Here is a 17,901-nt window from a genome sequence, read left to right on the forward strand (position 1 = left end):
CCCGGCGGGCCCGGCATCGGCGCCGGAGCGCTCACCGGTGCTGCCTGCGCACGGCTCCGCGAACGAGATCGAACACGCCGTCCTGGAACCCGACGCCCGGCCTTGAGTGGACCAGGCCCGCCGGGCACCGAGGCGACCCGTGCTGACAGGGGCGGAGACAGCGGCTCCTCGCCATCGAGGAGCTGGAGCGGTCGTGCGGCGGCGCGGCGGGTGGGCCGGGCCGGCGCCGACCCGCTGCTGTCCGCCGGTCCGCCGGTCTACTGGTCCGCCGGTCCACTGGTCCGCTGGTCATCGTCCGTGGCGCCACCATGCGCGGAACGGCGTCCGGCGCATCACCGGCGGGGCGCTCACCCGCACGCAGCCCTTGCCCTCGCGGACGACCCGGTCGGCCGTGTCCTCGCCGATGCCGGTGAAGAGCAGGAGGTCGCGGGCCACCATGCGTACGGTCGTGCAGGCGACGGCGAACTCCGCGTGCCCGGCCACGCCGGGAGAGGGCACGCGACCTGCCAGGGCGATGGCCCGCTCGGCCTCGCGCTGCCGGACATCGCGGTCGCCGGGCGCCGCCGCCAGCCGCTCCAACGTGCCGGCGAGTTCGCTGACGAAGGGTGTCAGCACCTGGCGGTCGTCGAGGGCGAGCGACCGGCTCGTCCGGGTGAGGGTCAGGCAGCTGTTGCCGAGCAGATCGAGCCAGGCGGCGTGCGCGCTTTCTCTGACGATGAGCTTGCCCTGCCCCCACCACGGCGGCGACCGGTGAGCGGCCGTCCCCGTGCGGTACCGGATGTCACTCAAAGCTGCCAGCTCCGTGTAGGCGTCGCGCACGTGTCCCCACGTCCAGTCGTTGAAGCCTCCCCGCTCGTTCGCCAGGGCGCGGGCCGTGAGCCGCAGCGCGTCAGCCAGGCCCTTGAGCGCCGCGGTCTCCGCGCGCCGCAACAGGGCGATCGGCTCGCTCGGGAAGAGCACCTGGCTGAAGACCAGTGCCACACCGCCGCCGAGGAGGGCGTCGGTGGCGCGTGCCGGTCCGTTCTGCGGCCCTCCGACGGCGATGGCGAGAATCGCGCTCACCGCCGCCTGCGCGAGGGTGACGCGTTCACCGCCGACAGCGAGGGCGATGAGCATGGACACGAGGGTGGCCGCGGCCAGTGTCACGTAGCCGTGCCCCAGGACGTTGATCGCGAGTTGGGCGACGAGGACACCGGCGATGACACCGAGGACGAACCGCACCGCGTTGCTGCCCCGCTCCCCGCGGGCCGCGTTGAGGGCGACGAGGGTGGTGATCGGCGCGAAGATCGGCTGGTGATGATCCACGACATGGCGGGCGATCCACCAGGACAGGGTCGCCGCACCGGTCTGCTGGAGCACCGGCCACAGCCCTTCGCCGACCCGACGCCAGGCTCCGGTGAACGCGGTGCCTGCCGCCCGCGCCGTCGTACCCAGCAGTGCTCCGGCCCGTACGGTCACACGCCCTGCTCACTGCCCCGCGGGGTGGCGGTCGCCGAAGCGGGAACGCAGCTCCTGGTCGACCTCGTCGAAGTCCCGGCCGCGGGTCTCGGGCACGTACCGGGCGGTGAAAAGCAGGCCCAGTAGGCAGATGACGGCGAAGATCCAGAACGTCTCGCCCTGGCCGATCACGGTGGCCAACGGCAGAAAGACCAGGCTCACGACGAAGTTGGACAGCCAGTTGACGGTTGTGGAGGCGCTGGAGCCGACCGCCCGTACGTGCGACGGGAACACCTCGCCGATCAGCACCCAGAAGACCGGACCCAGGCCCACGGCGTACACGGCGATGTAGAGGACCATGAAGATCAGCGTCAGGACCGACCCGAGGTCCGCCACGAAGGCGAGGCCGAGGAGCGCGATGGACACGCACATGCCCAGCAGCGAGAAGGTCAGCAGCGGGCGGCGGCCGACACGGTCGATGAGCCGGATCGAGACCAGGGTCATCACGAGGTTGATGAGGCCGATGAAGACCGAATAGAAGATCGAGTTCGAGGCGTTGAGGCCGGTCTGCTCGATGACGGTCGGAGCGTAGTAGATGATCGTGTTGATGCCGCCGAACTGCTGTACGGCGGCCAGCGTGAGACCCACGATCAGTGCCGGCCGCGCGTGCCGCGCCACCAGCGCACGGGCGCCCTGCTGGTCCTCGCCGCCGCGCTGCTGCTCCTCCCGCTTGTGCCGGGCACGTTCGATCAGCTCGTCGGCCCGCTCCTCGGTGGTGACCGCCCCGATCGTCTTGCGGGCCCGGTCGATGTGGCCATGGGTGATCAGCCACTGGGGCGACTCGGGCAGCACGGTGAGCGCACCCACCACGATCACGGCGGCGGGAACGAAGCCGACGGCGAACATCGCCCGCCAGTCCTCAGCGCTCGAGAAGGCCAGGTCGACGAGGTAGGAGACGAGGATGCCGATCGTGATCATCAGCTGGTTCAGGCTGAGGACCCTGCCCCGGATCGGCGGCGGTGAGATCTCCGACAAGTACACCGGAACGGTCGCCGAGGCGCCGCCCACCGCCAGGCCGAGCACCACACGGGCCACGATCAGCATCCCGTAGCCGTTCGCCGTCACGATGATCACGGTTCCGACCACGAAGACGGCACCCTCGAGCGCAAGCGTCCAGCGCCGGCCGATGCGGTCCGAGACACGCCCCGCTCCCAGCGCGCCGATCATCGCGCCGATGAGCAGCACGCTGACGACGCTGCTCTGCTGGACGGAGTCGAGTCCGAACTCCTCCCGCATGAACAGCAGGGCACCGGAGACGACGCCGGTGTCGAAACCGAAGAGGAACCCTCCGACGGCGATGGTCCAAGCCCACAACCGCACCCTGCGCAGGCCCTTGGCGGGGAGGTCCTCCATCGGACCGTGGGTGCCGGGTTCCTGGGAAAAGCCCTGAGCCACGCGTCTCTCCTGTTGGCTGACCGTGCTGCCCGATGCCGGCCGGCTGAGCGGCTGCCGCCGTACGCGATCAGCTCTCACGGCGGCCCGTTACCTGTTCCAAGACCGACCGCGCGGTAAACCACAGCCCACACATGGCGGCCGGTGACCGGTGGTCTGTGGCAGGTGGCCGATGGCCGGTGGCGGTGGCAAACTTCCGCCCGCTCGCTCCGCGCCAGGGGATCAGGCCGGTCGCCTCGCGAGCCGGCGGCTCGGGCAGCGTGGTCCCCTCCGGGGCCGTACGCGGCTCGGGGCGCTCGTCGCGGGTCGGTGCCGGCTCCACTGTGGCTGGGCGTCACTCACCTTCGAGGGGGCCCGCGCGTGGGCCGAGGGAGTCGATGACGCGGGGCGGGTAGCCGGCTTCGAGCAGCGGGCCGCGGACATCGCGGTCGAGGTCGGGCAGGTAGCCGAACAGGACGTCAGCCGGGCCTGTGATCTCGACGTGGCCGCAGGCCGCGGGGAGCAGCAGCGTCTCCGCCGGGCCCAGCTCCTCGCGCCACTCCCCCGACCGCACCCGCACGGGGCCTCCGACGTTGGACAGGATCTGCGCCGTGGCGAAGGAGTGCCGCACAGGCTCTTCGGTGCCGGCGTGCCAGCGCTCGAGAGCGAAGTAGGGCCCCGCGCACAGGAAGACCCGTTCCACTCCGTCACCGACGGCGACGGCGAGCCCCGGGGTGAAGTCCGGCCTCGTCTCCAGATCGACCTGCCGCATGAGCATGTCGAGATGGGAGCCGAACTCCGCGTCGCTCACCCGGGACCCGTCCTCCATCTGCCAGCGCATGGCGTGCTGCTGGATGTCGGAGGTCTGTTCGATCTCGTAGACCAGGGTGTCGGGGCCGAAGCTGTGCAGGGTGCCGCCTGGCACGTACACGGTCTCCCCGGCCCGCACCGGCAGCCGGCGCAGGACGGCGTCGAAGTCCTGCGCCTCCAGCGCTGCGCGCAGCCGGTCGCTCGTCACCCCCTCCTTCACACCGCACAGCGCCGTCGCGCCGGGCGCGGCGTGGAGGATGTGCCAGGCTTCGGTCTTGCCGTTGGGCTGCCCTTCCAGGCGCTGGGCGGCCTCGTCGTCGGCGTGCAGGTGCACGGGGAGGGAGCCGGCCGCGTCGATGAACTTCGTCAGTACCGGGAAGTACTCCCCCACCCAGCCGTCCCCCATCAACGCCTCCGGGTGGTCGGCGACCACCCGGCGCAGGGGCCGGCCGGCGAGGGGACCGTTGGTCACCACGGTGCCGCTGCCCGTGACATCGCTGCACTCCCACGTCTCGGCGACGCTCCAGTCCGGGATGCCGGCCTTGCCCAGACGGCGGGCGATCGCGTGGCCGCCGAAGACCAGCGGCTTGGCGATGACCGTCATCCGCAGCGGATACAGGCCGTCCGGGCAGGTCACAGGACCGGCTGGCCGCCGGTGACCGCGACCCGGGCCCCGGACACATAGCTCGCCTCGTCAGAGGCGAGCAGTACATAGACAGCCGCGAGCTCGGCCGGCTGCCCTGGCCGCCCCAGCGGAACCTGGGACCCGAAGCTCTCCACTTGCTCCGGAGGCATGGTCGCCGGAATGAGCGGCGACCAGATCGGTCCAGGCGCCACGCTGTTGGCGCGGATGCCCTTCGGCCCCAGCATCTGGGAGAGGGTACCCACCATGTTGGCGATGCCGGCCTTGGTGACGTTGTACGCCAGCAGCTGCGGTGGCGGGCTGTCGGAGTTGACCGACGTGCTCCCGATGATCGCCGAGCCGGGCCGCATGTGCGGCACAGCGGCCTTGACCAGGTGGAAGAAGGCGCTGATGTTGGTCGCCAGAGTGCGGTCCCACTCCTGGTCGGGGATGTCCTCGACGGAGTCGTGCGTCATCTGGAAAGCGGCGTTGTTGACGAGTACGTCGACGCGGCCGAACTCCCGCACGGCCGTGTCCACGATAGACCGGCAATGAGACGGATCGGCCACGTCACCGGGCACCAGCACGCAGGTGCGCCCGGCGTCCTCCACCCACCGCCGCGTCTCCTCGGCGTCTTCGTGCTCGTCGAGATACGAGACCAGGACGTCCGCGCCCTCCCGGGCATAAGCGAGCGCCACCGCACGCCCGATACCGCTGTCCCCACCCGTGATCACCGCGGCTTTCCCGGCCATCCGTCCCGATCCCCGGTAGCTCTCCTCACCGTGGTCGGGCCGGGGCTCCAGTGCGGAGGTGACGCCGGGCGGGGTCTGCTGCTGACGAGGACGGGACATGGCCTCTCCGGTTCGCTCGGCTGGACGAGAGTGGCGGCGCCTTCCCGCGCAGCCTCCATCCTGACCCCGCGCTCCACGCCCCGCGACTCGGAAGGCGGAGCCGCTCCGGGCGGCGCACGAGCGTGCCCGCAGGACGCACCGCCGGGCCTCCCGGTGCCTCAGTCCGACCTCGGCGGGCGTGCGACGCGGTGCACGGCGACGGCCATGGCCCTCAGGTTCCCATCGGCCGTGGGCAGACTCCGGCGGCCACGTTCACAGGGTGTTCGGCGTTCCCGCTGCCGTAGCCGGGACCGGCTGCCACAAGCACCACCGCACGCTCGGGCTCGTCAAGAGGGCCGCACGTCGGCAGGGGCGGGCGGCCTCTGGCCGAACCCTCCGCTCGGTGCGACCGAGACGCTGCCCGTCACGGCGGACACTCGAATGCCCGGTCAGATGATGCTCTATCGCCGGCCGGCCGACACGATGGTGTGTGAAGGCGGCCTGCTCACGGCTGCCGGGCCGTATGCGTGCGTGTATGCACCGATGCCGGGTGGACGAAGCGGGAGGAGTGCGTGAGGGACCCCACGGGCCGCACCCCGCCGCACGGTGACCCCAAGGGTGACCCCAAGGCCGTGCGCCGCAGGCAGAACCGTGTGGCCGGGATCGCCACCATCGGTGGCTTCCTGTTCGGCTACGACACCGGCGTGATCTCCGGGGCACTGATCTACATCTCCTCCGATCTGCACCTCGACGCGACCGAACAGTCGGTGGTGGTCAGCTGCTTGCTGCTGGGTGCCGCGTTCGGTGGCACTTTCGCCGGGCGCGTCTCCGACACGGCCGGGCGCCGAAGGGTGATCAACTGGGCGGCCGTGCTGTTCCTCATCGGCACGGCGGGCAGCGCGCTGGCGACCAGCATGGAGGTCATGGTTGCCGCGCGGATCGTACTCGGACTCGGCGTCGGCGCGGTGTCGGCCGTGGTGCCGCTGTACATCGGCGAGATCGCCCCACTGTCCCGACGGGGCCGACTGGTCAACCAGAACGAGATCATGCTCGTCACCGGACAACTCGCGGCCAGCGTGGTCAACGCCGCCATCGCCGGGGTGAGCGAGGATGACCAGGTCTGGCGCTGGATGCTCGGCGTGGCACTGATCCCGGCCATCGGACTGTTCGTCGGCAGCCGCTTCCTCCCGGAGTCGCCCCGCTGGCTGGTCAGCCACCGGCAGTTCGACGAGGCCGACCGGACCCTGCACTCGCTGCGCGAACCGCAGGCCGCGCAAGAGGAATACGGCCACATCCTGGATGTCTCCCGGGCCCACCGTCACGACGCCAGGATGAAGCCCCGCCGTTATCTGACCATCCGCTGGGTCAGGCACCTGGTGGTCGTCGGTATCGGTGTGAGCTTGTGCCAGCAACTGGCGGGCGTCAACGCGGTCGTCTACTACGCTCCGACTCTGCTCTCCCGGACGGGGCTGAGCGCCAACGCCTCGGTCACCAGCGAGATCGCCGTCGGCGGAATGGGCGTCGTCGCGACGCTGGTGGGCATGTACCTGGTCAGTCGTGTCGACCGCAGACCGATGCTGATGACCGGGCAGATCGGAGCGGCGGCCGCCCACCTGCTGATCGTCGCCCTGATCACCGTGCTCAGTGGCACGGTGATGAGCGTCTCGGTGCTGGGCGCGATGGTGATCTTCATCTTCTTCCAGCAGTGCTTCATCTCCACAGTGACGTGGTTGACCCTGTCGGAACTGTTCCCCATGCGCGTACGCGGCTTCGCGATGGGTCTGTCCGTCTTCTTCCAGTGGACGGCGAATCTCGTCGTGTCCCTGGCCTTCCCCAACGTCATCGAGCGGTACGGCCCGCAGGCGGCCTTCGGGTCTTTCGTGGTCCTCAGCCTTCTGGGTTTCGCCTTCACCCGGTGGGTACTGCCCGAAACGCGCCGCGAGTCCCTGGAAGACCTGGAACGCCGGCTCAAGGCCAGGTTCTCCTGAACCCCCTTCTCCCGGGCACCCGCGACCGTTGCCGTCACCGGACCGGGGACCTCCGGAGCGAGAGGAGGGTTCCGGAGCCGACGGGGGAACAGGCGGCAGAGCGTCCGTTCTTGTGCCGGCGACCCCAGCGCGTACGCGCAGTTGCGCGACCAACTCCTGCCCGCGCTCCTGCCCGCGCTGCGCGGCCACAATATGTTCGAGGCCGGCATGAAGCTCATGAACGAACTGCGGGGCGTCTCCACCGGCGTCGCCTTCGAAGCCGTGGACACGATCGGTTGCCGGCCCCTGTGGCGTGGGCCTCCCCATGGGGAGGAGACAGTACGCGCCACCGTGCACGCCACGGCCGCCGAGACAGCGGCGCGTCAGGAACCTCGGACATGCCCGCCGCCCAGGACGCGATCAACACCGCTCTCGGGCCCCGGACCTCACGAGGTCGAACGTCAGGAGACTGGGAACCAGGCCGACAGGCGCTTGGCGACGACCGGCACATCGACGCTGTCCTGCGCGACGTCCTCGACGAATGGGCCGGCCACGGAGACGGGCGGCGGGACGGCACCGGCGCTCACGCCGTTGAACCGCAGGAAGACGCGCATGGCGAGCCAGGCGGTGCGCTTGTTGCCGTCGATCAGCGCATGGTTGCGGGCAACGGAGTGCAGCAGCGCCGCCGCCTTCTCGTGCAGCGTGAGATACAACTCGGCCCCGAACACATGCGTGCGGGGCCGCTCGAGTGCCGACACCAGAAGGCCCATGTCGCGCACGCCGTGCTCGGTACCGTTGACCGTGCGGGCGATGGCCAGGACTTCGTCGACCTGGAGGTAGCGCGCGTTCGTCACTTCAGGTAGTCCAGAATCTCCGCATCGCTGTCCATCAGCTCGGCCAGAACGTCATCGACCTTCAGCTCGGCCCGGTCCTGAGCGTCGCGGATGGCCTCGATGGCGAGTTCCTGCTTGCTGCGGCCCTCCCGACGAGCCCGCTCGGTGAGCTTCGCGTCGAGGTCATCGGGGAGCCGGAGTGTCATCGCCATATGGAGATGATACCTGAACGGTATCAGCAGCGCGGTCGGGCGTTCTCGGCACCCAGACCATGGGGCCGGGATGGTCACTCGCACCGCCTGCGCGGTGCCGCAGGGGCGAGCAACCCACCCGGACAACAAAACCGCAGGTCAGGAACCCTTCTCGGCAGGCTCCAGAATCGCCACGCACTCCATGTGCTGCGTCATCGGGAAGAGGTCGGTCCGCGACTACGACGAGAAAGGCCAGGTCAAGGCAGGTTTTCCGGCCCGCCGTGCGGCGCGTGGGTTGCCCTGAGCGTCAAACGAGCGTCAGGGTCAACAGACCATCAACGTGGGGAACGGCGCTAGGGCAGGCGCCCCGGCTCGGGCTCAAGTCGGTAGTCCGCTCCTCCACAGTCAGCAGGCAGGCCCCGTGGGCAACAGCCCCGGCCTCGGGTGTGAGACTGGGGGAACGCTCGTACCTGGGTGCGGCTCACCCATAGGGCCACGGGCCCCGCCCCTGGCGTTACCGCCAACGACACCGGCCCGTTCGGCCCTCGCGGGGCGTCGAAGACACCGCGTCCGGGACGCTGACCGACGGTCCCGCCCCCAACTTTTCGTCCACCGCGCCCACCCTTCGACCACCGCGCTCACCAGGAAAGAAACGGCACGATGACGAAAGACGACGAGCCCGCACTCGACGACCCGGTAGGTCAGTCGCTCGGCGGTCGGCACGCGCATCTCGCCCGAAGGTTCGGTCGAGCGGCCACCTATCCCACCGACGTGGCGACCTTCTCCTCCGTGTCCGTCGACCCGGACCCGGAAGACTGGGCCGACCTGGCCGGCCTACTCGGTCCCGGCGCCTTCGCCGACAGCTCTCCGGCCGTTCCGCCGTCGGGTTGGGAGCCGGTCTTCAGCCTTGACGGCCGTCAGATGACCTGGCCCGGCGACGGCTGCCTCGGCCGACCTCGTTCCGAGTCCGACACCGACGTGGTCGAACTGGGCGCGGACAGCGTGCCCGACATGCTGGATCTCGCCGCGCGGACCGAGCCGGGGCCGTTCTGGCCCCGTACCCGTGAACTCGGCACCTACCTGGGTGTCCGGGTCGACGGCACCCTGGTGGCGATGGCCGGGGAACGCTGCGGCCTGGTCCGCCATCCACGGCGGCGGAGGCGCCCCGGGCTCATCGGCCGCCTGTCTGCCGATGAGCCCGTTCGTCTCGCGCGGCGAGACTCCCTTCATCCAGTTGCGGACACACGGAACGGCAGACGGGTGAAGCCGCTGACTGCTCCGCCAGGTCTGCGGACCGCCCGCCCCACCGGTCGCAGGTGTGGCATTCGGCTGGCCAGGGTCCACAGGGCGATCTCTCCCGCCAGCCGAGCCAATGAGATCTCAAGTCTCATGGCACTGTCCGCAGTGAGGTGACTGGGCTGGGAACTCCGTGCGAGGTCGAAGCGGGCAGGGTAGGGGAATCGCAGACCGTCGCGGTGGGCCGCGGCGAGCACAAGCAGAACGCCGCTGCGAGGTGGCAGGGGGCGACCTCCCACCTCGGCCTGCTCGGAGGCGATACGCAGGAAGAACCGGCGCGGAGGATCGAAGCGCAGGGTTTCGTCGACCGCCTTGGCCGCGAGGTTCGGTGCTGTCCTGAGTGTCTGCCATTGCTCAGGGCGGGCCGCCAGCGCGGCCACCGCGTTACCGATCAGACAGACCGCGATGTCCAGACCGGAGGCGATCAGAGTCCTACAGACTGCGGCGGTCTCTTCCAGACTCGGCTTGTCAGGGACGATGCCCGACCGCTCCGGACTCGTCGATGGTGTCTCCTGGCGGTCACGCCGTTGCACGTGGTCGATCAGCCTGGTCAGGTCGTTCCCTCTTCCGTTTCCGCTATGGGGAGCGGTGAGTCGGCTGATCAGGTCGCCTCCAGGGCTCTGTCGCCGCTCACGCTCCAATCGAATGACCAGGGCTGCCAGGTCCTCATGCGCGTCCTTGACCGCTTCGGTCCGGGCTGCTGAGGGCGTCCCGTGGACGGATCTGCCGATGACATCGCACATGTCGGCGAAGCGTGCTGAGTCCGCTGACGGAATACCGAGCACTTCACCGAGGCAGGCAACAACGAGTGGATAGGCGAAGTCGTCCACGAGGTCTATGGAGTCGGCTTCAGCGTGCCGGCGAAGCAGGTCGTGCGCGACGGTGTCGATTCGTGTGGCGGCCTGGTGCAGCGCCGGGCGCAGCAGCGGTTCGGCGATGGCGTACGCCTCGTCGGATCGCTTCGCAGATGAGCGGCGCCCCTCAGTGCGGGCCGGCGCCGAGCACGCGAGCGCGCAGGTGTCCGCGGGGTGGGTGAGTGATGCGCAGGTCGAGAAGCGCGGATCCTGGAGGACTTGGTGGCAGCCGTCGTACGAGACGACGGCGAACAATCCCGTGCGACTGCGGTGGACTGACCCCTGAACTCGCATCTGCTCGTACAACGCACAGGCGTCACCCCGGAAGCCCGGCGCGATGAGCTTGGCCACAGGGTCACCGGTGCGGGCCAGGAACTTCGCCTTCATGCTGTGCGGGCCGAGGGTGCCTGCGCAAGGCGGCTCGATGTCGTTGGGGTGGTGGTTCATGGTCTTCCCCTCAGCAAGCGACTTTGGGCTGGGCGCTGGTCACGGCTGACATCCGCGGGCGTCCGGAGCTCTGGGGTCGTCGTGCACTCGTCGTTGATGCGAGTTCTGCCAGGTTGGCGGCAGGGCCTGAGCGACACGTTCCGCAGGTGCGGTGGTGGGTGTGAGCAGGTCGGTGACGACGCGGCTCTCGTTCCGACTCATAACTCATGAGTCAACGGTATTCCAAGTGAGACGTAAATGTATCAGGTGAACCGTAAACGACTCATCGTGTGCTCCTTCCTGAGCGAAGCCTCGTCCGCTAGCGCTGGACTTGCAGGCGTCGGCGGTGGAGCCATTTCGGTAGTCCAGGGGCCTCCAGGAAGCCCTCCGCGCGGGCCGATGCCAGTCCTATGCGAGGCAGATCTGCGCTCTTCTCGAAGAGCAGGAAGCGTGGTTCCCAGATCGGGCGGTACTTCGCGTTGGCGCGGTAGAGGGACTCGATCTGCCACCAGCGGGAGAAGAAGCTCAGCAGCGATCGCCACAGGCGCAGTACCGGTCCGGCGCCGAGCCGTGCTCCGCGCTCGAACACCGAGCGGAACATCGCGAAGTTCAGCGACACTTGGGTGGTGTCGATCTCGCCTGCCCGGCGCAGCAGTTCAATGACCATGTACTCCATCAGGCCGTTGTCGGAGTCGCGGTCGCGCCGCATCAGGTCGAGGGAGAGCCCGTGAGGGCCCCAGGGCACGAAGGACAGCAGGGCCCGCAGTATGCCGTCGGAGTCGTGGCACTCGACCATCACGCACCGCCCGTCCTCCGGGTCCCCGAGCCGGCCCAGCGCCATACTGAATCCGCGCTCGGTCGCACCGTTGCGCCAGTCGTCGGCACGCTCGACAAGACGCGCCATCTCGTCGGCGGTGATGCCCTCGTGGCGCCGGATGCGCACGGTGTACCCGGCTCGCCGCACCCGGTTGTGGGCCTGCCTCACGGTTCGCATGGCGCGGCCCTCCAAAGTGAAGTCGGCGACGTCGACGATGGCCTCATCGCCGAGCTCGAGTGCGTCCAGGCCGTGTCGGGCGTAGACGGTGCCTGCTTCCTCGCTCGCGCCTATGACGGCCGGCACCCAGCCGTGTGCGCGTGCTTCGGCAAGCCACGGGGTGATGGCTCCCGGCCAGGCTTCCGGGTCACCGATCGGGTCCCCGGATGCCAGCGACACACCGCCCACCACGCGGTAGGCGACTGCGGCCTTCCCGGTCGGGGACCACACCGCGCTCTTGTCCCGGCGCAGTGAGAAGTAGCCGAGGGAGTCGCGCTCTCCGTGGAGCTCGAGCAGTGTCCGCAGCTGTTTGTCATCGTTCTTGGTGAGCGGGTCGACGGCGCGGCGGGCGCGGAACGCGGCGTAGGCGACAGCGATGACGAGCGCGGTGCCCAGCATGTTGATGGTGACGTTGGCCCAGTGCGGGACGGCGATCCCCGGGAAGCGCGACTTGTCCACCGTGACCGTGATCAGCTGCCACGTACCGTAGCGCCAGCGCTCTGTGATGGTGGGATGGCCCGCGTGGGGCGACTGGTTGGTGGCGGTTACCAGCAACCAGGCAAGCAGGGAAGCCGTGGCCAGACCGCTGACGGCCACGACGGCGGCGAGCTTGGGGTTGGAGCGGTCTCCCTTGGCGTAGAACTCTCGCCGTCCTGCCAGCAGCACGACGACGAACGCGGCAGTGAGAAGAAGTGAGATCCAGTTCTGCGGGTGCCGCCGCCACTGCGGGAAAATCATGGCGAAGCAGACGAGCGCCAGGAAGAGCCCGCTGAGCGCCAGGTTGAGGATCCATGCCGCGCGTTTGCAGCGCCGCATCGTCACCGCGAGGAAGGCCGTGACCACGCCGGAGGCGAATCCGGCGGTCAGCAGGTACGGCGTGAACAGGTCCTGTTGGTTGTGCCGCCGCAAGTCCTGGCCGAGGGAGACCCATACGGCGCTGAGGAAGTTGATGAACGCAACTACCCGTAGATACCAGACGGCGTAGGAGGCGGCCCGCCGCGACAGCGGGGACTCTCGGCCTGCGTCGGTCTGGGGTTTGGCGGGACGCTTGCTCATCGTCTCTTCCGTGTCGTGTCGTCAGGGGGCAGGGCATGGGACAAGGGGGCTGGTGGGATTTGTCGCGGTCGGCGGGTCGGGCGTGATACGAAGTCGGCCGGCGGGCGAGGCGCTTCCACTGCGCGAAGGAGCCGTGGGCGGTGCTTCTCGACCAGGACGAGGTTCCAGCCCGTCCACTTCGCCCCTGCGTCGGAGCCACCGGTAATGCGGGCCCAAGCACCAGAGCCCGCATTACCGGCACAGCTTCTGTCTGTTGCGGCAGATACTGCGTCCGCTGTTCAATCCGCCGGTCAGTGCTGGACGGGTTCGTTCGTCAGCTTCTGGCCGCGCAGCAGGAACCAGGCGACGGCAGACGCCAGAAGGAGCAGCACGGCGCCGACGCCGGCGGCGAGTGCCACACCGTCGACGAAGGACTCGCGTGCCGCATGCAGCAGCGCTGCGACCGCCTCGGCGGGCATGTGCACGGCGGCCACGACGGCTCCGGCCAGCGATTCGTGTGCCGCCTCCGGGGTCCCGGCCGGTCCGGTGAAGTCCTGGTAGATGTTGGTGACCACGGAACCCAGCAGGGCGATGCCCAGAGCGGTGCCCAGCTCGTAGGCCGTTTCCGAGACCGCCGAGGCGGCGCCGGCCTGTTCCTTGGGGACGGCCGTGAGGATGATGTCCGAGGTGATCGTGAACGACAGTCCGGCTCCGAACCCGACAAGCAGCAGGGTGGTTCCGATCAGCGGGTAACCGGTGGTCTGGGTGATCGTGGTCAGCGCGGCCAGGGACAGGCCGATGACGGCCAGGCCGCTGGAGACCACCGCGCGCACCGAGAAGCGCCGTGCCGCGGCGCCGGCGACCAGACCGGCCACGACCGCGCCCGCGGCGGCCGGCAGCTCGGCGATGCCCGCTTCGATGGGCCGCCGGTCCTGGACGAGTTGCAGGTACTGGGAGAGGAAGAACAGCAGACCGGAGAGCCCGAGAATGGTCAGTACGTTGGCCAGGACGGCGCCGCTGAAGCCGCGGTTGCGGAACAGCCGGACGTCCACCAGCGGGACGGGCAGGGTGCGCTGGCGCCGGACGAAGCCGTAGAGGGCGGCCGCACCGAGCACTCCTGCGGCGAGGGTGAGCCAGGCGAACCCTTCGGCCGCGGCCTCCTTGATGCCGTAGACGACACCGACCATGCCGATCAACGACAGGAAGACACTCGGCATGTCCCACGGCCCCGGGGAGGGGTTGCGCGATTCCGGCAGCATCTTGACGCCGACAATGACCAGCAGTGCCATCACGGGCAGGTTGATCAGGAAGACCGAGCCCCACCAGAAGTGCTCCAGCAACACACCGCCGACGATCGGGCCGACCGCCATGCCCGCCGAGGCGGCGGCGCTCCAGATGCCGATGGCGAGGCTGCGTTCACGCGGGTCGTGGAAGAGGTTGCGGATCAGCGCGAGCGTGGAGGGCATCAGCGTGGCGCCGGCGACACCGAGCAGCGCCCGGGCGACGACCATCATCTCAGGGGTTAGCGCGTAGGCGTTGAGTATCGAGACCAGGCCGAACGCGGTCGCTCCGATCAGCAGCAGGCGCTTGCGGCCGATGCGGTCGCCCAGGCTCCCCATGGAGATGAGCAGGCCGGCGATCACGAACGAGTAGGCGTCGCCGATCCACAGCAGTTGGGTACCTGAAGGCTGCAGGTCCTCGCTCAGGTAGGGCGTGGCCAGGCCGAGAACCGTGGCGTCCACCGCGACGAGCAGCACGGCCAAGACCAGGACGCCCAACGCGATCCAGCGGCCCGGTGCCTGCTGCGTGCCGCCCTGCTCAGCCGTACGCAGTGGATGGATCATGATGCGTCCCTTCGCATCGTGCCACCGAGCAGCAGCTCGGCGATCATGTGAGTGAAGTCGTTGCGGGCCACCCGCCCCTCGATGACAGCCCAGCCGCCGGCGGCCAACAGGCCGTACAGGGCCTCGGTGAGCCACACCGCACTCAGGTCGATCCGGAACTCGCCATCGGCCTGACCACGCCGGAACAGGGCGGTGAGCCGCTCATCGATACGGGACCAGCCCGCGTGCTGCCCCTCGCCCTCGAAGAGCTGGTTTTCCGAGTAGAGGAAAGCGAGCAGGCTTGTGCAGGGCTCGAGGGCACGAACCAGGCGACGCACCGCGTCGGCTGCCGTCCCCTCCGCCAGGCGGGCCGCGTCCAGAGCCGCCTCGCACTCGGCGATACCGAGATCCTCCAGGGCGCGCACCAGGACGTCACGCCCGGGGAAGTGACGGTTCAGCGTCGCCCTGCTGATCCCGGCAGCCCGGGCGACCTCTTCCGTGGTCGCCGTGGCCTTGCGCGTCAGCAGATCGGCAGCGGCACGCAGCACTTGATCACGATCGAAGCTCATGAGTCAACAGTAACCCATGTGAGACATGTCTGTCTCATGTGATACAATACCGTCTCTCATTGCAGGTCGATGACCTTGAAGGACGCCACGCCCCTCTCGATGCAGCCAAGCCGCCAGGCGCGGGTCGAATCCGGCATTGACAGTCATCGTCTCCACCATAAACTAGACTGACAAGTCAGACTAGTTTTGGTTTTGGGGCGCGTATGGACTTCGGGACTGTGGAGCCCGTCCGCCACCGACGGGCTCTCGTCGTGGGGTGCGGCATGGCCGGGTGTGCCGCGGCGTGGTGGCTGGAGCGTGAGGGATGGGAGGTCGTGCTCATCGACAAGGAGGCCGAGCCGTACCCGAGCAGCTATCTGCTGCAGCTGGATGCTCAAGCGACGCGGGTACTGCGGCTCATGGGCGGCCAGCAGATCGTCGACGAGGTGACCTTCGCGGCGCCGGCGATGTCGGTGCGGTGGGGCACGCGCAAGGTCCGCAAGCTCAAGATCGACGGTGACAGCGAATGGCGCCTCGCTCGCCGTTCGGTTCTGCTGTCGAGGCTCTTCGCACACCTGCCCGCAGCAGTCGAAAAGAGACTGGGAGTCGGGCTCGAGGCGCTGGAGCACCGTAGCGACGACGTCCTTGCCCGGTTCAGTGATGGTTCGGCAGAGTCGTTCGATGTGGTGGTCGGGGCGGACGGGCTGCACTCCGCGGTGCGTCGGCTGACGCTGGCATCCGAAGCGCACAGCGTGTACCGCAATGGCCTGACACACGTATGGATCAACGCCGACGTGCCGCTGCCCGACGGGCGTGCGGTGGTCGCCTCCCGTGAGGGGATGCTGTCGATGATCTGGCCGTTCCTGGACACCGACCAGACGTCGGTCATGGCGGTTGTTCCCGTGCCGGGCTCGACCGTGCCGGACGAGCCGATGCTGGTCGAGCGGGTCTGCGACATGGTCGGACGCCTGGGCCCGGACATGCGCGCTGTCGCGGCGGCAGCGCGGAAGCCCGAGGACACCAAACTGACCCGGTTCTCCCAGGTGCGGCTGCCGCGCTGGTACACCCGTCGGGTCGTGCTCCTCGGCGACTCGGCGCACTGCATCGACCCGGTGTCCGGCATGGGCGCGCACGCGTCACTGCCGGGCGCAAAGGCACTGGCCGAGTCCCTGCGGGACACCGATGACGTCACTCTCGCGTTCGCGCGGTTCGAGGCCGAGGTCCGGCCCTTCGCCAAAGCGGCGCAGAGCATCACCGCGCGGGCCGTGGAGTTCAGTACCAGGACCGAGGGACGCAGCCGCATGGCCACCCTCGCCGGAGGGGTCGGCGACCTGGTGTCCGCCATCCCTGCGACGCTGACGAGGCGCAGCATTCGCAGGCAGGCCGCCCTCCGGGCCTGAGCCTCCTGCCTGGCAGGCCACCAGCGTCATGAGGTCGTGTTGCAGCCGGGCACACTGGTCGCCGAACGATGTCGCTACTGCATGAAAGAGATCAATGGGACGCACAGCAGGACGAGGGCCCGAGAACACCAAGCGGTTGATCCTGGACGCCGCAAGGGGCGTCGTCGTGGCACAGGGGGCCCGGGCGACCCTCGATGACGTGGCAGTCGCGGCCGGGCTGACTCGTGGAGCGGTGATCTACCACTACAGCTCGAAGAACGCGCTGTGGCTCGCGCTGACCCAGGACGTGCTCGCCCAGTTCCACCAGGCAGTGCAGGACCGTATCGAGGACGGCCAGGAGCCCGGGCGCCTGGCGCGCGCCTTCATCCGCGCATCGCTGGAAGGCGACGCGATCGAATTGGTCGGCGAGCGGCTTTTCCTCCTGGCTGCCCTCGCCGTGACTCCTGGAGTCTCGGAGATCGCCTCCGAGGACGGTGCGCGCTGGAAGGCCAAGATGGCCGATGACGGACTCTCCGTGGGAGCACGCACCGTCATCCTGAACGCCGTCGACGGCGCCGGCCTCATGGCCGGATGGGGGCTGAGGCCCGACCGGTCCGAAATCGCCGCCCTGCGAACCGAGTTGGAGAAGCTCACTACGCCCGGCACATAGCACTGCGTCGATGTCCCAGCCCGGCGCTGCCCAAGTGTCGCAGCGTCCGGCCGGTCTACGCGTTGAGCGATGACCTTGCGATCTGTGCCTCGGGCGGCCATCCGACCAGCGCAAACGCGGATCATGTCGTGTGACGGCCGAGAGTCACAGCCAATCGTTGAGGCGGTTGATCCCGCACTCGACTGCCTGGCGCCGACGACAGTCCGCTGGGCCGAAGTCTGGAGGTCGGCCACCGCGTGAGCCGAGCTTCCGGCCGTTTGCGCGCTTGATCAGCCACGTCCAGGATCGTGCAGCGATTCTCGCGGCGGCGCAGGTGGGCGCGGTCCCTACGGAGGACGCCCGTTCCGCGCAGAACCGATCGAGGGGAAACATGACTGGCCCGGACCGGTGTGGGGCACGCGAACCCTCTCCCGCACCAGCTCGAACTGCTGCGCGTCCCCGCGCTGTTCCGCCGTCCCCACAATCGACAGGACGTTCCGGCCTGGCTCGACGGCCAGGTGCAGCTTGGCGGTGACCCTCGCCGCGTGAACGTCCCAGCCCGTGAGCTCCGCGCTCGCTGAACACACCGCCCTGCGGGTTCTTATGCGCGTACCTCCGCCTTCTCTGACCCGAGATGCATCCGCGCAGGCCGACCGAGGCCAGGGACGGCCGCCCACCGTCGCCCGAGCGAGCGACACGCCTCACCTCGTGTGGGCGACGGCAGCCGGGGGCCTCCC

The 17,901-nt window shown here is 69.1% G+C and carries 13 protein-coding genes and 1 pseudogene; 4 read left to right on the plus strand and 10 right to left on the minus strand.

All coding sequences use genetic code 11. The annotated features are described in order from the left end of the window. Window positions 1–288: 288 nt before the first annotated feature. The 4 genes from DQ392_RS32865 to DQ392_RS32880 all read right to left on the minus strand — a co-directional run bounded on the left by DQ392_RS32865 (window position 289) and on the right by DQ392_RS32880 (window position 5,151). Window positions 289–1,458 carry an FUSC family protein gene (locus DQ392_RS32865; protein ID WP_114019357.1) on the minus strand — a complete coding sequence of 390 codons (1,170 nt, stop codon included), beginning with the start codon at window positions 1,456–1,458 and terminating at the stop codon, window positions 289–291. A 9-nt stretch (window positions 1,459–1,467) separates the two neighbouring features. Next, the gene (locus DQ392_RS32870; protein WP_114019358.1) at window positions 1,468–2,892 is read right to left on the minus strand and encodes a sugar porter family MFS transporter; all 1,425 of its coding nucleotides are present in this window, start codon (window positions 2,890–2,892) and stop codon (window positions 1,468–1,470) included. 331 nt (window positions 2,893–3,223) lie between these two features. Continuing rightward, on the minus strand, window positions 3,224–4,282 hold the full coding sequence (locus DQ392_RS32875; protein ID WP_114019479.1) for a class I mannose-6-phosphate isomerase: 1,059 nt from the start codon (window positions 4,280–4,282) through the stop codon (window positions 3,224–3,226). A gap of 29 nt (window positions 4,283–4,311) precedes the next feature. After that, window positions 4,312–5,151, minus strand: coding sequence for an SDR family oxidoreductase (locus tag DQ392_RS32880; protein WP_114019359.1), 840 nt, complete (start codon window positions 5,149–5,151; stop codon window positions 4,312–4,314). A 551-nt stretch (window positions 5,152–5,702) separates the two neighbouring features. On the opposite strand from DQ392_RS32880, the gene DQ392_RS32885 reads away from it, so the two are divergent. After that, a complete protein-coding gene (locus tag DQ392_RS32885) occupies window positions 5,703–7,118 on the plus strand; it encodes a sugar porter family MFS transporter (protein WP_181856672.1) in 1,416 nt (471 codons plus the stop codon). 440 nt (window positions 7,119–7,558) lie between these two features. Here DQ392_RS32885 and DQ392_RS32890 read toward each other — a convergent pair whose 3' ends face one another. Both DQ392_RS32890 and DQ392_RS32895 read right to left on the minus strand, forming a co-directional pair. After that, a complete protein-coding gene (locus tag DQ392_RS32890; RefSeq protein WP_114019361.1) occupies window positions 7,559–7,951 on the minus strand; it encodes a type II toxin-antitoxin system death-on-curing family toxin in 393 nt (130 codons plus the stop codon). Then, window positions 7,948–8,142, minus strand: a complete 195-nt coding sequence (locus tag DQ392_RS32895; RefSeq protein WP_007445201.1) for a ribbon-helix-helix protein, CopG family — start codon at window positions 8,140–8,142, stop codon at window positions 7,948–7,950. The genes DQ392_RS32890 and DQ392_RS32895 overlap by 4 nt, the downstream gene beginning before the upstream one ends. 639 nt (window positions 8,143–8,781) lie before the next feature. Here DQ392_RS32895 and DQ392_RS35640 point away from each other — a divergent pair. Beyond that, window positions 8,782–9,249: pseudogene (locus tag DQ392_RS35640) on the plus strand (GNAT family N-acetyltransferase); the annotation flags it as partial. A gap of 98 nt (window positions 9,250–9,347) precedes the next feature. On the opposite strand, the gene DQ392_RS32905 reads toward DQ392_RS35640, so the two are convergent. The 4 genes from DQ392_RS32905 to DQ392_RS32920 all read right to left on the minus strand — a co-directional run bounded on the left by DQ392_RS32905 (window position 9,348) and on the right by DQ392_RS32920 (window position 15,157). Then, window positions 9,348–10,718, minus strand: a complete 1,371-nt coding sequence (locus tag DQ392_RS32905) for a cytochrome P450 (protein ID WP_114019362.1) — start codon at window positions 10,716–10,718, stop codon at window positions 9,348–9,350. 298 nt (window positions 10,719–11,016) lie between these two features. Further along, window positions 11,017–12,786 carry a phosphatidylglycerol lysyltransferase domain-containing protein gene (locus DQ392_RS32910; protein WP_114019363.1) on the minus strand — a complete coding sequence of 590 codons (1,770 nt, stop codon included), beginning with the start codon at window positions 12,784–12,786 and terminating at the stop codon, window positions 11,017–11,019. 290 nt (window positions 12,787–13,076) lie between these two features. Continuing rightward, on the minus strand, window positions 13,077–14,609 hold the full coding sequence (locus DQ392_RS32915; RefSeq protein ID WP_114019364.1) for an MFS transporter: 1,533 nt from the start codon (window positions 14,607–14,609) through the stop codon (window positions 13,077–13,079). Continuing rightward, complete coding sequence (locus tag DQ392_RS32920) at window positions 14,606–15,157, minus strand: TetR/AcrR family transcriptional regulator (RefSeq protein WP_114019365.1); 552 nt, start codon at window positions 15,155–15,157, stop codon at window positions 14,606–14,608. Before DQ392_RS32920 ends, DQ392_RS32915 begins: the two co-directional genes overlap by 4 nt. Window positions 15,158–15,360: 203 nt before the next feature. Here DQ392_RS32920 and DQ392_RS32925 point away from each other — a divergent pair, with 203 nt between their 5' ends. Then, window positions 15,361–16,536 carry an FAD-dependent oxidoreductase gene (locus tag DQ392_RS32925; protein WP_114019366.1) on the plus strand — a complete coding sequence of 392 codons (1,176 nt, stop codon included), beginning with the start codon at window positions 15,361–15,363 and terminating at the stop codon, window positions 16,534–16,536. A gap of 94 nt (window positions 16,537–16,630) precedes the next feature. Then, complete coding sequence (locus DQ392_RS32930) at window positions 16,631–17,185, plus strand: TetR/AcrR family transcriptional regulator (protein WP_114019367.1); 555 nt, start codon at window positions 16,631–16,633, stop codon at window positions 17,183–17,185. Window positions 17,186–17,901 lie beyond the last annotated feature (716 nt).

This window comes from Streptomyces reniochalinae, from assembly GCF_003323735.1.
In the GTDB taxonomy this organism is placed as follows: domain Bacteria; phylum Actinomycetota; class Actinomycetes; order Streptomycetales; family Streptomycetaceae; genus Streptomyces; species Streptomyces reniochalinae.

Coding starts and splice junctions, on each gene's coding strand:
- DQ392_RS32915 (WP_114019364.1), bottom strand. CDS start 14,609: ATGATCCATCCACTGCGTACGGCTGAGCAGGGCGGCACGCAGCAGGCA.
- DQ392_RS32920 (WP_114019365.1), bottom strand. CDS start 15,157: ATGAGCTTCGATCGTGATCAAGTGCTGCGTGCCGCTGCCGATCTGCTG.
- DQ392_RS32925 (WP_114019366.1), top strand. CDS start 15,361: ATGGACTTCGGGACTGTGGAGCCCGTCCGCCACCGACGGGCTCTCGTC.
- DQ392_RS32905 (WP_114019362.1), bottom strand. CDS start 10,718: ATGAACCACCACCCCAACGACATCGAGCCGCCTTGCGCAGGCACCCTC.
- DQ392_RS32930 (WP_114019367.1), top strand. CDS start 16,631: ATGGGACGCACAGCAGGACGAGGGCCCGAGAACACCAAGCGGTTGATC.
- DQ392_RS32880 (WP_114019359.1), bottom strand. CDS start 5,151: ATGTCCCGTCCTCGTCAGCAGCAGACCCCGCCCGGCGTCACCTCCGCA.
- DQ392_RS32875 (WP_114019479.1), bottom strand. CDS start 4,282: ATGACGGTCATCGCCAAGCCGCTGGTCTTCGGCGGCCACGCGATCGCC.
- DQ392_RS32895 (WP_007445201.1), bottom strand. CDS start 8,142: ATGGCGATGACACTCCGGCTCCCCGATGACCTCGACGCGAAGCTCACC.
- DQ392_RS32910 (WP_114019363.1), bottom strand. CDS start 12,786: ATGAGCAAGCGTCCCGCCAAACCCCAGACCGACGCAGGCCGAGAGTCC.